Below are 13554 nucleotides of genomic sequence, written 5' to 3'. Positions count from 1 at the left end.
GGGCCAGGGGCTCTGAGAGCGCTCTCAAGCGGTGCGGGCTCATTCTGCTGGGGCCCGAGGGGCGGGTCAACGTCCTGGAGCGGAATAGCAGTTGACCATCTCTCCGCGGTCCCCTCACCCCCGCGGTTCCGCCCCGGCCCTCCCGTTGATCTCCCGACCCCCGGGGTACCCGTGCGCCATGACCACCCTCCCTCCACCCCACGCGCTGCACGACTACGCGCTGCTGGCGGACGGTGAGCGTGGGGCGCTCATCGGGCCCGACGGTGTCATCGGGTGGTTGTGCGCTCCTGCCTGGCACGACGATGCGCTCTGCGCCGCGCTGGTCGGCGGGCGGGGTGCGTACGCCATCACTCCGCGGGGGCGGTACGTCTTCGGCGGCTACTACGAGGACGGCACCCTGATCTGGCGCAGCCGCTGGGTCACCGACCGGGGAATCGTCGAGTGCCGCGAGGCACTGGCCTTCCCCGGCGACCCGGACCGGCTCGTCCTGCTGCGGCAGCTGCGCGCGGTCGACGGCCCCGCTCGCCTCACCGTGCTCCTCGACCCGCACGGTGACTACGGCGCCGCGGAGCTCGACTCCGTCCGCCGCGGTGACGACGGCGTATGGGAGCTGCGCACCGGCCGGCACCGTCTGCGCTGGCAGGGCGCCCCGGAAGCGGTCCCCGGCGAGCACGGGCTGACCCTCGACATCGACCTGAGGCCCGGCGAGCGGCACGACCTGGTCCTGGAGTGCGCCACCTCCCCGCTGCCGGCCGACCTAACGGAACCTCGGCGGACCTGGGCGGCCACCGAGGCCGCCTGGCGCGAGGCGGTCCCCGCGCTCGACGGCACCGCCGCACCCCGTGACGCGCGCCGGGCGTACGCCGTCCTGCGCGGTCTCACCACGCGGGGCGGCGGCATGGTCGCGGCGGCGACGACCAGCCTGCCCGAGCGCGCGGAGGAGGGCCGCAACTACGACTACCGGTACGTGTGGATCCGCGACCAGAGCTACGCCGGACAGGCCGCTGCCGCCGCCGGCGACCACGTCCTCCTCGACTCCGCCGTCGACTTCGTCACCGCACGCCTGCACGCGGACGGCCCCCGCCTGGTGCCCGCCTACACCGTGCACGGCGACCCCGTCCCCGCCCAGCGCGACCTCGACCTGCCCGGCTATCCGGGCGGCTTCGACCGCGTCGGCAACCAGGTGGGGGACCAGTTCCAGCTCGACTGCTTCGGTGAGGCCCTCCTGCTGCTCGCGGCCGCCGAACGCCACGGTCGCCTGGACGAGGACCACTGGAAGGCCGCGGAGACCGCCGTCCGGGCCGTCGCCGACCGCTGGCGTCAACCGGACGCGGGAATCTGGGAGTTGGACGACCGGCACTGGACCCACAGCAGGCTCATCTGTGTCGCGGGCCTGCGTGCCGTCGCCGGGGCGGCGCCCCGCCACCCGCTCGCCGAGAACTGCACCACCCTGGCGGACACCCTCCTCGACGCGGCCGTGCGGACCTGCCGCCACCCCGACGGCCACTGGCAGCGCACCCCCGACGACCCGGCCGTGGACGCGGCCCTGCTGCTGCCCGGCGTACGCGGTGCCCTGCCCGCCGCCGACCCGCGCACCCGGGCCACCCTCGCCGCGTGCCGCCGTGACCTGGCCGACGACCACTTCCTCTACCGCTTCCGCCACGACGACCGGCCCCTGGAGGAGGCCGAGGGAGCCTTCCTGCTGTGCGGGTTCGTGATGGCGCTCGCGGAGCACCAGCAGGGACGCAGCGTCGAGGCGTACCGCTGGTTCGAACGCAACCGCGGGGCCTGCGGGGCGTCGGGCCTGTACGCGGAGGAGTTCGACATCGCCCAGCGCCGGCTGCGCGGCAACCTCCCGCAGGCCTTCGTGCACGCACTGCTGCTGGAGGCGGCCGCCCGGCTCGGTGAGTGAGCGGGCGACCGCCTCCAGCGGTGCGGAGGATCCCTCCTCCAGGGATGCTGCGACAGCCTCCAGGGATGCGGCGACAAGCCCCAGGGATGCCGCGACCGCCTCCAGGGATGCCGCGACAGGCGGACCCGGCGGTGCGGGGCTCCCCGCACCCGGTCCGGCGTCAGCCGCCGCCGGGCCCCCCGCTGCCGAAGGATCCGCTGCTGCCCTCGTCCCAGCGCGGGCGGTCTCCGGAGGAGCCCGTCCGGGTCGGACTGTTGCCGTGGTTCGGCAGTTCGTGCGGCGTCAGGCGGGTGTCGCTCCGCGGCACCTCGTCGGCCTCCCGGTGCTCCCTGACCTCACGGACCGGTCCGCTCTCGGGCAGCCTCGGCTGCTCGTCGGGAGTCGGCGGAGGCGACTCGCGGCGCCTGACCCGGGAGCCCAGCCAGAAGGCGCCGATCAGCACCGCCACGACCACCACACCCGCGGCGATCACTCCGGCCGCGAGGCCGCCCCGGCCCGCCGCCATGTCCATCCATTCGGTGTTCAGGGCTTGGTTCATGCCACGCGAGTACCCCGGGCGTCCCCGGCGAACCGACCGGCCCCCCGAACGGCGGAAACACCCCGAACCCGGGGGTTTGGCGACCCGGGCCCCGGCTACCCGACCCCTGTGACGACTTCGACTTCCCAGCAGGAGCTCTTCCGGTTCCTGGAGGACCGCTTCGCGTGTGCCCAGGCGTGCACCGAGTGCGCGCGCGCCTGCGCGCTGCGTGCGAGCCTGGTCGATCCGGACGGGACCGAGGAGCAGGAACTACTGCGCCGCAAGGGCATCATGTGCGCCGAGGTGTGCGACGCGACCTGCCGTGTGCTCTCCGAGGAGAACCACCTCGACGAGGCCGGCATCCGTGTCCAGCTGGAGTGGTGCCGCTCGGTGTGCCTGGAGTGCGCGCAGGTCATGGACCGGCATGCCGGCGCCGAGGACGCGGCCAAGGCGTGCCGCGAGTGCGCCCAGGCGTGCACGGACTTCATGGCGACCCTCCTCTGAGACGGCGAACCCTCTGAGAGAGCGCTCCCGCGCCGGACGGACCCTCCCCTGACCGTTCCCAATTACTGGAACACGTTCTACCGTGTGCGCCGTCAGGACCGGTCCCGGGGAGCCTGGAGGCGCCGTGCATCTCGACCACACGCCCGAGCAGCAGCGGCTGCGCACCGAACTGCGCACCTACTTCGCGGAACTGGTCCCGGACAACGCACATGCCCGCTTCACCGACCGGGACGCCCAGAAGCGCTTCTACCGCGAGACCATCCGCCGTCTCGGCACCGACAGCTGGCTTGGGGTGGGCTGGCCCAAGGAGTACGGCGGCCGCGGCCTGACCGCGATGGAACAGTTCATCTTCTTCGACGAGGCCGCCCAGGCCGGCGTACCGCTGCCGCTGATGGCGCTCAACACCGTCGGGCCGACGATCATGCAGTACGGCACCGAGGAGCAGAAGTCCTGGTTCCTGCCCCGCATCCTCTCCGGCGAGATCGACTTCGCCATCGGCTACAGCGAGCCCGACGCGGGCACCGACCTCGCCTCCCTGAAGACCCGCGCGGTGCGCGACGGGGACGAGTACGTCGTCAACGGGCACAAGATCTGGACCACCAACGGCGACACCGCCGACTGGGTGTGGCTCGCCGTGCGCACCGACCCGGACGCCCCGCCGCACAAGGGCATCACCATGCTTCTGATGCCGACCACCGACCCCGGCTACTCCTGCACCGTCATCAACACCCTCGCCTCGCACGACACCACGGCCAGCTACTACGAGAACGTCCGGGTCCCCGTCTCCCACCGGGTCGGTGAGGAGAACCAGGGCTGGCGGTTGATCACCAACCAGCTCAACCACGAGCGGGTCACCCTCGCCGCCCACGGCACCATGGCCATCCGCGCCCTCCAGAACGTCCAGCGCTGGGCCATGGAGACCAAGCTCGCCGACGGCCGCCGGGTGATCGACCTGCCGTGGGTGCGCCGCCGCCTCGCCCAGACCCACACCCGGCTCGACGCGCTCAAGCTCCTCAACTGGCGGATGGTGAACGCCGTCCAGGACGGCACCCTCACCCCCCAGGACGCCTCCGCCGTCAAGGTCTACGGCTCCGAGGCCCGCCGGGACGCCTACGCGTGGCTCATGGAGATCGTCGCGGCGGCCGGCGCGCTCAAGGAGGGCTCGGTGGGCGACGTCCTGCACGGCGAACTGGAGCGCGGCTACCGCTCGGCCGTCATCTTCACCTTCGGCGGCGGCAACAACGAGATCCAGCGCGAGATCATCTCGTGGATCGGTCTGGGTATGCCGCGGGTACGGCGTTAGCCTGCGCGTATGGCGGACACAGCGGACTTCGAGGCAGCCGATCCCGGGCTCTTCACACCGCACTCGGTGACCTGGCAGCTGCACGGCGACCCGATGATGTGGGTCGCCGGCGTCCGCGCGCTCTACCTCCAGGCCCTGCACCCGCGCGCGGTGCGCGGCGTCATGCAGAACTCCGACTTCCGGCGCGACGCCTGGGGCCGGCTGATGCGCACCGCCAACTTCGTCGGCACCACGACCTACGGCACCACCGAGGCCGCCGAGAAGGCCGGCGCCCGCGTCCGGAAGATCCACACCATGCTGGGAGCGACCGACCCCGACACCGGTGAGCGCTACGGCGTCGACGAACCCGCACTCCTGCTGTGGGTGCACTGCGCCGAGATCGACTCCTACCTCCAGGTCGCCCGGCGCTCCGGCTTCCGCCTCACCGAGGAGCAGGCCGACCGCTACATAGCGGAACACCGGGTCAGCGCCCGCCTGGTCGGCCTGGACCCCGACGTGGTCCCCGCGAACCAGGCCGAGATGGCCGCCTACTTCGAGAAGGTGCAACCCGAACTCGCGGGTACGCCCGAGGCCCGCGAAGTGGACGACTTCCTGCTCCGCCCGCCGACGCACCCCCTCCTCGTCCCGGCGCGCGAGGTGCTGTGGCGGCGCGTGGCGCAGCTGGCGTACGCCGCCCTGCCGCCGTACGCCCACGAGCTGTACGGCCGGAAAGCCCCCGAACCCACCACCGTCACCCGTCAGTTGCGTGCCACCGGCACCCTGCTGCGCTGCGTTCCCGCACGTCTGCGCTGGCAACTCCCGCCCAAGCACATCCTGCGCGCCATGGCCCGGCTCGGTCCCGGCTCCCGGCCCGCCCCGTACAAAGTCGGACGATAGGTCGCCATACTGGACGGGCCAGGGGAGGGCGGGGCGAGTTTCGACGGGGGCGGTCGCAGGAGATGGGGGACAGCAGGCTCATCCAGGGGCGGTACCGACTGCTCGATCTGATCGGGCGCGGCGGCATGGGCGAGGTGTGGCGGGCCCGCGACGAGTCGCTGGGCCGGCACGTCGCCGTGAAGTGCCTCAAGCCGCTGGGCGGTCAGCACGACCAGACCTTCACCCGGGTCCTGAGGGAGCGGTTCCGCCGCGAGGCACGCGTGGCCGCGGCGCTCAGCCACCGCGGGGTGACCGTCGTCCATGACTTCGGCGAGTCCGACGGGGTGCTCTACCTGGTGATGGAGCTCCTGGAGGGCCGCAATCTCAGTCAGCTCCTGGAGGACAACAAACAGCACCCGCTGCCCGTCGCCGACGTCGTCGAGATCGCCGACCAGGTCGCCGCCGCACTCGCCTACACCCACCGCCAGGGCATCGTGCACCGGGACCTCAAGCCCGCGAACATCGTCCGGCTCACCGACGGCACCGTGAAGATCTGCGACTTCGGGATCGCCCGCCTCGGCCACGACATCGGCTTCACCTCCCGGCTCACCGGCACCGGCATCGCGATGGGGACCCCGCACTACATGTCGCCCGAGCAGATAGGGGGTTCGGAGGTCGACCAGCGCAGCGACCTGTACTCCCTGGGGTGCGTGCTGTACGAGATCGCCACCGGGGTGCCGCCGTTCGACCTGGGGGACGCCTGGGCGATCCTCGTCGGCCACCGCGACACCCCGCCCCGGCCGCCGCGCAGCCACCGCGCCGAACTCCCCGAGTACCTCGACAAGGTCATCCTGGACCTGCTGGCCAAACGCCCCGAGCAACGTCCGCACGACGCGCGCGAGTTGGGGCGCCGGATCACTCTGGGCCGTACGACACCGGCGTACGTGCCGACCGTGGTGACCCCGCAGCCCGACTTCCGTCCACCCGAACCGGAGCACCCCCGCGAGACCCGGCTGCCCTCCTGGACCCGCGGCATGACCACCGGCCACAAGGCCACCGGGGCGGGCCTCGCCCTCACGCCCCCGGACGCCGGAGCGGGCCTGACCGGCGAGTGGATCGCCCGTCCCGCCACGGGCCGCACCGAGCACCCCGTACCGGAGGAGCCGCCCGTGCCGTCCCCGCAGGCGATCACCGCGCTCGCCGGACGGCACAACGCGGGACTCAGCCTGGGCCGCCTCGGCCGCTGGGCGGAGGCCGGCGAGGTGCACCGCGCGGTCGCCGCCGAACGCGAGCACCTGCTCGGCCCCGACCACCCCGACACCCTGGCCAGCCGCTACGAGGTCGCGTTCACCCTCAGCCGCACCGGCCGCGCCGCCGACGCCCTGCGCGAGTACAAGCACGTGGCCGCGAGCAGGACCCGCACCCTCGGCGCCGACCACCCCGACACCCTCGCCGCCCGCCAGGAAATGGCGTACGTCCTCGGCCAATTGGGCCGGCACTTCGACGCCCACCAGGTCTACAACTCGGTCCTCGCGGCCAGGGAACACCAGATGGGCCCCGACCACCCCGACACCCTGCGCTGCCGCCACAACCTCGCCTTCAACCTCAGCAGGCTCGGCCGGCTGGAGGACTCCTACCGCATGGCCTGCGAGGTGGCCGCCGCCCGCGCCCGGGTGCTCGGCCCCCACCACCCCGACACCCTGGTCACCCGCTACGAAGTCGCCTACGCGCTGGGCCAGTTGGGCCGCTGGGGTGAAGCCCTCCAGACCTACCACGAGGTCGCCGAGGCCCGGGCCCAGGCCCTCGGACCCGACCATCCCGACACCCTCGCCGCCCGCTACGAGGTCGGCATCAGCCTCGGCCGCCTCGGCCGCAGCGCGGACGCCCTCCAGCTCTACCGCGACCTGATCGAGGACCGCACCCGTATCCACGGCCCCGCCCACCCCGAGACCCTGCGCGCCCGCCACGGACTCGGCGTCAACCTCGGCCGCCTCGGCCGCTGGGAGGAGGCGCTCGCCGAGTCCCGTGACGTGTGCGCGATCCGCGAGCGCGTCCTCGGCCCCGACCACCCCGACACCCTGGTCAGCCGACGCGAGGTCGCCGTGGGCCTGGGCTGGCTCGGCCGCTGGACGGACGCCCTCACCGAGTACCGCAGAGTGGCCGCCGCCCGCGAGCACGTCCTCGGCGCCGACCACCCCGACACCCTCGCCAGCCGCAACGACGAGGCCCACTGCCTCGAACAGCTCGGCCGGGGCGCGGAGGCGGTCGAGCTCTACCGCAGAGTGGCGGCCCTGAGACAGCAGCGCGCCACGGGCGCGGGGTGACCGCCGGGTGCCGCGCACCTCTGGCCGACCTAGATCATCACGTGTTACGAAGAACCATGCCTGCACACGAGGGACTCCACCGGAGCTACGACGCCGTCATCGTCGGCGGGGGCCACAACGGCCTGGTCGCCGCCGCCTACCTGGCCCGGGCCGGCCGCTCCGTGCTGGTGCTCGAACGGCTCGGGAACACCGGCGGCGCCGCCGTCTCCACGCGGCCCTTCGCCGGTGTGGACGCCCGTCTGTCGCGCTACTCCTACCTGGTCAGCCTGCTGCCCAGGAAGATCGTCCGGGACCTCGGCCTGGACTTCCGGGTCCGGACGCGCAACGTCTCGTCGTACACCCCCGTGGAACGCGACGGCCGCTCCACCGGACTCCTCGTCGGCGGCGGTGAGCGCCGCACCCGCGAGGCCTTCGCCGAACTCACCGGCGGCGACCGCGAGTACCGGGCGTGGCAGCGGTTCTACGACATGACGGGCCGCGTCGCGAAGAAGATCTTCCCCACCCTCACCGAACCGCTGCCCACCCGGGACGAGCTGCGCCAGCGCGTGGACGACGAGGAGGCGTGGCGGGTGCTGTTCGAGGAGCCGATCGGCGTGGCCGTGGAGGAGCGTTTCTCCGACGACCTGGTCCGGGGCGTCGTGCTGACCGACGCGCTCATCGGCACCTTCGCCGACGCCCACGACCCCTCCCTCCAGCAGAACCGCTGCTTCCTCTACCACGTGATCGGCGGCGGGACCGGCGCCTGGGACGTGCCCGTCGGCGGCATGGGCGCCCTCACCGACGCCCTCGCCGCCGCAGCCCGCGACGCCGGCGCGGTCCTCGCCACCGGGCACGAGGTCGTGGGGATCGCCACGGACGGGCGCGCGGCGGAGGTCAGCTACCGCACCGCCGACGGCGAGGGCGTGATCGGCGCCCGGCACGTCCTGGTCAACGCCTCCCCGCAGGAACTCGCCGCCCTCACCGGCGACCAGCCGCCCACCCCCGCGGAGGGCGCCCAGCTCAAGGTCAACATGCTCCTCAAGCGGCTCCCGCGGCTGAAGGACAGCGAGGTCGACCCGCGCGAGGCGTTCTCCGGCACCTTCCACATCGCCGAGGGCTACCAGCAGCTGGCCACCGCCCACGACCAGGCCGCCGCCGGCCGGCTGCCCGACGCCCCGCCCTCCGAGATCTACTGCCACTCCCTCACGGACCCGACGATCCTCGGCCCCGACCTCGTCGAGCAGGGCTACCAGACCCTGACGCTGTTCGGTCTGCACACCCCGGCCCGGCTCTTCGACCGGGACAACGACGCCGTACGCGAGGAACTCCTCGCCTCGACCCTCGCCCAGCTCGACGCCCACCTCGCCGAGCCGCTCGCCGACTGCCTGGCCACAGACTCGGACGGCCGGCCCTGCATCGAGGCCAAGACCCCGCTCGACCTGGAGCGGGACCTCAGGCTGCCCGGCGGCAACATCTTCCACCGCGCGCTGAGCTGGCCGTACGCCCAGGAGGACACCGGCCCCTGGGGCGTGGAGACCCGGCACGCCAACGTGCTGCTGTGCGGGGCGGGCGCGGTGCGCGGGGGCGGGGTGAGCGGCGTGCCGGGGCACAACGCAGCGATGGCGGTCCTTGCGGAGCTCGGGGACTGACCTTCCCCGGGTCCGTCAGGCCCGGCTGCCGCCGTCGACCCTGAGCACCACCCCCGTGACGTACGAGGCCCGGTCGCTCAGCAGCCACGCCGCGGCCTCGGCGATCTCGTGCGGGTCGGCGCCCCGGCCCAGCGGGGTCTGCTCGACGAGCCGCTCGACGATGCCCGGCGTCGCGGCCTCCCAGTCGTCGATCATCTTGGTCATCGTGCCGCCAGGGGCGACGGCGTTGACCCGGATGCCCTCCGGGCCGTACGTGGCCGCGGCCGACGCGGTGAGGCTGTTCACCGCCCGCTTGGCGGCGCCGTAGGCGGGCAGCCACGGGTTGGCCATCAGGCTGCCCACGCTGGAGTTGTTGACGATCGCGCCCGTCCCGGCGGTGGCCCGGATCGCCGCGATCTCGGCGTTCATGGCGAGCCAGGGGCCCTTGAGGTTGACCGCGACGACACGGTCGAAGTCCGCTTCGGACAGCTCGTCCATCGGCCCGGGGTGCTGGATGGTCGCCCCGTTGTTGAAGGCGACGTCGAGCCGGCCGTACAGCTCGACGGCCCGGTCCACGGCGGCGCGGACGCTGTCCGGGTCGGCCAGGTCGCAGCGGACGTGGTCGGCCGTGCCGCCGACGGCACGGATCTCCTCGGTCACCGCCTTGAGTTCGGTCTCGGTGCGGGCCGCGAGCAGGACGCGGGCGCCCTCCCGGGCGAACAGCCGGGCGGCGGCCGCGCCGATGCCACGTCCGGCACCGGTGATGAAGGCGACCTTCTCGGCGAGCAGGGCAGTGGTGGTGGTCGTGTTGTTCATGCCGACGAGCCTGCGCCCGGCACCACGGCTCATCCAGGCACCGGCGGTACCTGGCTGGCCACCCGGGCGTCCGCGCACACTGGGGGCGTGGACCGACGAGAACTGGCCGACTTCCTGCGCAGCCGACGCGAGCGCATCACCCCCGCCGACGTGGGGCTGCCCGCCGGGCCGCGCCGCCGCACCCCGGGGCTGCGCCGCGAGGAGGTGGCGCAGCTGGCGTACATCTCGACCGAGTACTACACCCGCCTCGAACAGGCTCGCGCACCCCGCCCGTCCCGCGAGGTCCTGGCCCAGGTCGCCCGTGCGCTGCGGCTGGCGGACGCCGAGCGCGACCACCTCCACCACCTCGCCGGCACCCCGCCGGGCCCGCCGCCCGGACCCTCCCGCGAGGTCCGCCAGAGCATCGTGGACCTGCTGCACCGGCTGCCGCAGGCCGCCGCCTTCGTCATCTCGGCGACCCATGAGGTGATCGCCTGGAACGACCTGGCCGCGGCACTCATGGAGGACTTCTCCCGGCTGTCCCGCCGGGACCGCAACCTCGTGCGCCGCGTGTTCCTGGGACCGCACCCCGAGGGCCGCCGGCTGTACGGGGTGTCGGACGGCGGGGAGTTCGCGCGCTCGTCGGTCCAGCAGCTGCGCGCCGCCGCGGCCCGTTATCCCGACGATCCCGAGCTGACCGCCCTGGTGGCCGAACTCCTCGACGGCAGCGCGGAGTTCGCGCGGCTGTGGGCCGCCCACGACGTCACGGACACGCCCACGCTCCGCAAGACCTTCGCCCATCCCGTGGTCGGGCCGGTCACCGTCAACTGCGACGTCCTCGACATCGCCGACCGGGACCAGCGCGTGGTGATCTACACCGCCACGCCGGGTTCGCGGTCCGAGGAGGCGCTGCGGCTGCTGTCGGTGATCGGCACCCAGCGGCTGGACGTCCCCGGCTGAGCCCCGGCCCGCGGGGCCGGACCGGCCGAAGTCCCGCTCGATCGCGACCCGAATCTGACGGAGCATCAGAAAACCTCTTCCGTCGTCCGGAGGACTGCGGCATCCTGCGCCCATGCAGACGGAGCTGAGCAAGACACTGGGAGTCGAGCACGCCGTCTTCGGCTTCACGCCGTTCCCCGCTGTCGCCGCGGCCATCAGCCGGGCCGGCGGTTTCGGAGTGCTCGGCGCGGTCCGCTACACGGCCCCCGACGAACTCAAACGCGACCTCGACTGGATCGAGGCACATGTCGACGGAAAGCCGTACGGCCTGGACGTCGTCATGCCCGCCAAGAAGGTCGAGGGAGTGACCGAGGCCGACGTCGAGGCGATGATCCCCGAGGGGCACCGGCAGTTCGTCAAGGACACCCTCGCCAAGTACGGCGTGCCCGAACTCGCCGAGGGCGAGGCGTCCGGGTGGCGCATCACGGGCTGGATGGAGCAGGTCGCCCGCAACCAGCTGGACGTGGCCTTCGACTACCCGATCCGGCTGCTCGCCAACGCTCTGGGCTCCCCGCCCGCCGACGTGGTGGCCCGCGCGCACGAGCGGAACGTCCTCGTGGCCGCCCTCGCGGGCAGCGCCCGGCACGCCGTCAAGCACCAGGAGGGCGGCATCGACATCGTGGTCGCCCAGGGCTACGAGGCCGGCGGGCACACCGGCGACATCGCCTCCATGGTCCTCACCCCCGAGGTCGTCGACGCCGTGGACCCGCTGCCCGTGCTCGCGGCAGGCGGCATCGGCAGTGGACAGCAGGTGGCGGCAGCGCTGGCACTCGGCGCCCAGGGTGTGTGGCTGGGATCCATATGGCTGACCACCACAGAGGCCGAACTGCCCTCACCCAAGCTGATCGAGAAGCTCCTCGCCGCCGGCTCCGGCGACACCGTCCGCTCCCGCGCCCTGACCGGGAAACCCGCACGCCAGCTCCGTACCGAATGGACCGACGCCTGGGACTCCGCCGACGGACCCGGCACCCTCCCCATGCCCCTCCAGGGCTTGCTGGTCGCCGACGCCGTCTCACGCATCCAGAAGTACGAGGTCGAGCCCCTGCTCGGCACACCCGTCGGCCAGATCGTCGGCCGGATGACCAGCGAACGCAGTGTCCAGGCCGTCTTCGACGACCTCACCCGCGGCTTCGAGAAAGCCGTCGATCGCATCAACCGCATCGCCGGAAGGAGCGGCCAGTGACGAGCACACCCCCCGCGGGCTTCTGGGCCCAGGCCGCCCAGGACCCCTCACGCACGGTTCTCACCGCCCCCGACGGTTCGTCCTGGACCGCGGGCCGCCTGCACGCCGCCGCCAACCAGCTCGTGCACGGCCTGCGTGCCGCCGGACTGGAACGCGGTGACGCCTTCGCCGTCGTCCTGCCCAACAGCGCCGAGTTCTTCACCGCGCATCTCGCCGCCAGCCAGGCCGGGTTCTACCTGGTCCCGATCAACCACCACTTCGTCGCCCCCGAGATCGCCTGGATCGTCGCCGACTCGGGCGCCAAGGTGCTCCTCGCCCACGAGCGCTTCGCCGACGCGGCACGGCACGCGGCCGACGAGGCGGGCCTTGCGGCGACCCACCGGTACGCCGTCGGCGGGGTCGAGGGCTTCCGGCCGTACGCCGAACTCCTCGCCGGACAACCGGAGTCGCCGCCCGAGGGCCGTGAGCTCGGCTGGGTCATGAACTACACCTCGGGCACCACGGGTCGCCCGCGCGGTATCCGCCGGCCCCTGCCCGGCAAGCTCCCCGAGGAGGCCTATCTCGGCGGCTTCCTCGGCATCTTCGGCATCCGGCCCTTCGACGACAACGTCCACCTCGTCTGCTCGCCGCTCTACCACACGGCCGTCCTCCAGTTCGCGGCCGCATCCCTGCACATCGGCCACCCGCTGGTGCTGATGGACAAGTGGACGCCGGAGGAGATGCTCCGGCTGATCGACGAACACCGCTGCACCCACACGCACATGGTCCCGACCCAGTTCCACCGCCTGCTCGCGCTGCCCGCGGAGGTCCGGGCACGCTACGACGTCTCGTCCATGCGGCACGCGATCCACGGCGCCGCTCCCTGCCCCGACCATGTGAAGCGGGCGATGCTCGACTGGTGGGGGCCCTGCGTGGAGGAGTACTACGCGGCCAGCGAGGGCGGCGGAGCCTTCGCCACCGCCGAGGACTGGCTGAAGAAGCCCGGCACGGTCGGCAAGGCCTGGCCCATCAGCGAACTCGCGATCTTCGACGACGACGGCAACCGGCTGCCCCCCGGTGAACTCGGCACCGTGTACCTGAAGATGAACACCGGCGGCTTCGCCTACCACAAGGACGAGGCCAAGACGAAGAAGAACCGCATCGGCGACTTCTTCACCGTCGGGGACCTCGGCCTCCTCGACGAGGACGGCTACCTCTTCCTCCGCGACCGCAAGATCGACATGATCATCTCCGGCGGGGTCAACATCTACCCCGCCGAGATCGAGTCCGTCCTGCTCCAGCACCCCGCCGTCGCCGACGCGGCCGCCTTCGGTATCCCGCACGACGACTGGGGCGAGGAGGTCAAGGCCGTGGTGGAGCCGGCCCCGGGTCACACCCCCGGGCCGGACCTGGCCGCCGACCTCCTCGCCCACTGCGCCGAACGGCTCGCGGGCTACAAGTGCCCGAAGAGCGTCGACTTCATCACCGAGATGCCCCGCGACCCCAACGGCAAGCTGTACAAGCGCCGGCTGCGGGAACCCTACTGGGAGGGGCGCTCGCGGCCGGTGTGAGCCCG

At 72.8% G+C, this 13554-nt stretch carries 11 protein-coding genes; 9 read left to right on the top strand and 2 right to left on the bottom strand.

Annotation, left to right across the window (positions count from 1 at the left end):
• The first annotated feature begins 178 nt into the window (after nucleotides 1-178).
• Entirely contained in the window at nucleotides 179-1912 is a 1734-nt protein-coding gene (locus AC2XR2_RS03120) for a glycoside hydrolase family 15 protein (protein ID WP_491514174.1), read from the top strand.
• A gap of 160 nt (nucleotides 1913-2072) precedes the next feature.
• Here the strand turns inward: AC2XR2_RS03120 and AC2XR2_RS03115 are convergent, their stop codons facing one another.
• Nucleotides 2073-2450 carry a DUF6479 family protein gene (locus tag AC2XR2_RS03115; RefSeq protein ID WP_330268920.1) on the bottom strand — a complete coding sequence of 126 codons (378 nt, stop codon included), beginning with the start codon at nucleotides 2448-2450 and terminating at the stop codon, nucleotides 2073-2075.
• A 108-nt stretch (nucleotides 2451-2558) separates the two neighbouring features.
• Here AC2XR2_RS03115 and AC2XR2_RS03110 point away from each other — a divergent pair, with 108 nt between their 5' ends.
• From AC2XR2_RS03110 to AC2XR2_RS03090, 5 genes are all read left to right on the top strand, one after another.
• Complete coding sequence (locus AC2XR2_RS03110) at nucleotides 2559-2933, top strand: four-helix bundle copper-binding protein (protein WP_330268921.1); 375 nt, start codon at nucleotides 2559-2561, stop codon at nucleotides 2931-2933.
• A 124-nt stretch (nucleotides 2934-3057) separates the two neighbouring features.
• Nucleotides 3058-4236: an acyl-CoA dehydrogenase family protein gene (locus AC2XR2_RS03105; RefSeq protein WP_491514173.1), complete on the top strand. Its 1179-nt coding sequence runs from the start codon at nucleotides 3058-3060 to the stop codon at nucleotides 4234-4236.
• A 9-nt stretch (nucleotides 4237-4245) separates the two neighbouring features.
• Nucleotides 4246-5112, top strand: coding sequence for an oxygenase MpaB family protein (locus AC2XR2_RS03100; RefSeq protein WP_449351379.1), 867 nt, complete (start codon nucleotides 4246-4248; stop codon nucleotides 5110-5112).
• 62 nt (nucleotides 5113-5174) lie between these two features.
• Nucleotides 5175-7415 (top strand): serine/threonine-protein kinase, encoded by a 2241-nt coding sequence (locus AC2XR2_RS03095; RefSeq protein ID WP_491514172.1) that lies wholly within the window; start codon nucleotides 5175-5177, stop codon nucleotides 7413-7415.
• Between the two features lie 56 nt (nucleotides 7416-7471).
• On the top strand, nucleotides 7472-9043 hold the full coding sequence (locus AC2XR2_RS03090) for a phytoene desaturase family protein (RefSeq protein ID WP_491514171.1): 1572 nt from the start codon (nucleotides 7472-7474) through the stop codon (nucleotides 9041-9043).
• A 15-nt stretch (nucleotides 9044-9058) separates the two neighbouring features.
• On the opposite strand, the gene AC2XR2_RS03085 is transcribed toward AC2XR2_RS03090, so the two are convergent.
• Nucleotides 9059-9871: an SDR family NAD(P)-dependent oxidoreductase gene (locus AC2XR2_RS03085; RefSeq protein ID WP_491514170.1), complete on the bottom strand. Its 813-nt coding sequence runs from the start codon at nucleotides 9869-9871 to the stop codon at nucleotides 9059-9061.
• Nucleotides 9872-9925: 54 nt separating this feature from the next.
• On the opposite strand from AC2XR2_RS03085, the gene AC2XR2_RS03080 reads away from it, so the two are divergent.
• From AC2XR2_RS03080 to AC2XR2_RS03070, 3 genes are all read left to right on the top strand, one after another.
• Nucleotides 9926-10777 (top strand): helix-turn-helix transcriptional regulator, encoded by an 852-nt coding sequence (locus tag AC2XR2_RS03080; RefSeq protein ID WP_491514169.1) that lies wholly within the window; start codon nucleotides 9926-9928, stop codon nucleotides 10775-10777.
• 112 nt (nucleotides 10778-10889) lie between these two features.
• Nucleotides 10890-11999 carry a nitronate monooxygenase gene (locus tag AC2XR2_RS03075; RefSeq protein WP_381296189.1) on the top strand — a complete coding sequence of 370 codons (1110 nt, stop codon included), beginning with the start codon at nucleotides 10890-10892 and terminating at the stop codon, nucleotides 11997-11999.
• Entirely contained in the window at nucleotides 11996-13549 is a 1554-nt protein-coding gene (locus AC2XR2_RS03070; protein ID WP_491514168.1) for an acyl-CoA synthetase, read from the top strand. The genes AC2XR2_RS03075 and AC2XR2_RS03070 overlap by 4 nt, the downstream gene beginning before the upstream one ends.
• The last annotated feature ends 5 nt before the right edge of the window (nucleotides 13550-13554 follow it).

Source organism: Streptomyces sp. LS-MS-L19, from assembly GCF_058382285.1.
This window is presented reverse-complemented; position numbering and strand designations above follow the sequence as displayed.

Excerpts from the sequence above, each read along its gene's own strand:
- AC2XR2_RS03090 (WP_491514171.1), top strand. The coding sequence starts at position 7,472 with ATGCCTGCACACGAGGGACTCCACCGGAGCTACGACGCCGTCATCGTC.
- AC2XR2_RS03100 (WP_449351379.1), top strand. The coding sequence starts at position 4,246 with ATGGCGGACACAGCGGACTTCGAGGCAGCCGATCCCGGGCTCTTCACA.
- AC2XR2_RS03115 (WP_330268920.1), bottom strand. The coding sequence starts at position 2,450 with ATGAACCAAGCCCTGAACACCGAATGGATGGACATGGCGGCGGGCCGG.
- AC2XR2_RS03085 (WP_491514170.1), bottom strand. The coding sequence starts at position 9,871 with ATGAGCCGTGGTGCCGGGCGCAGGCTCGTCGGCATGAACAACACGACC.
- AC2XR2_RS03095 (WP_491514172.1), top strand. The coding sequence starts at position 5,175 with ATGGGGGACAGCAGGCTCATCCAGGGGCGGTACCGACTGCTCGATCTG.
- AC2XR2_RS03120 (WP_491514174.1), top strand. The coding sequence starts at position 179 with ATGACCACCCTCCCTCCACCCCACGCGCTGCACGACTACGCGCTGCTG.
- AC2XR2_RS03075 (WP_381296189.1), top strand. The coding sequence starts at position 10,890 with ATGCAGACGGAGCTGAGCAAGACACTGGGAGTCGAGCACGCCGTCTTC.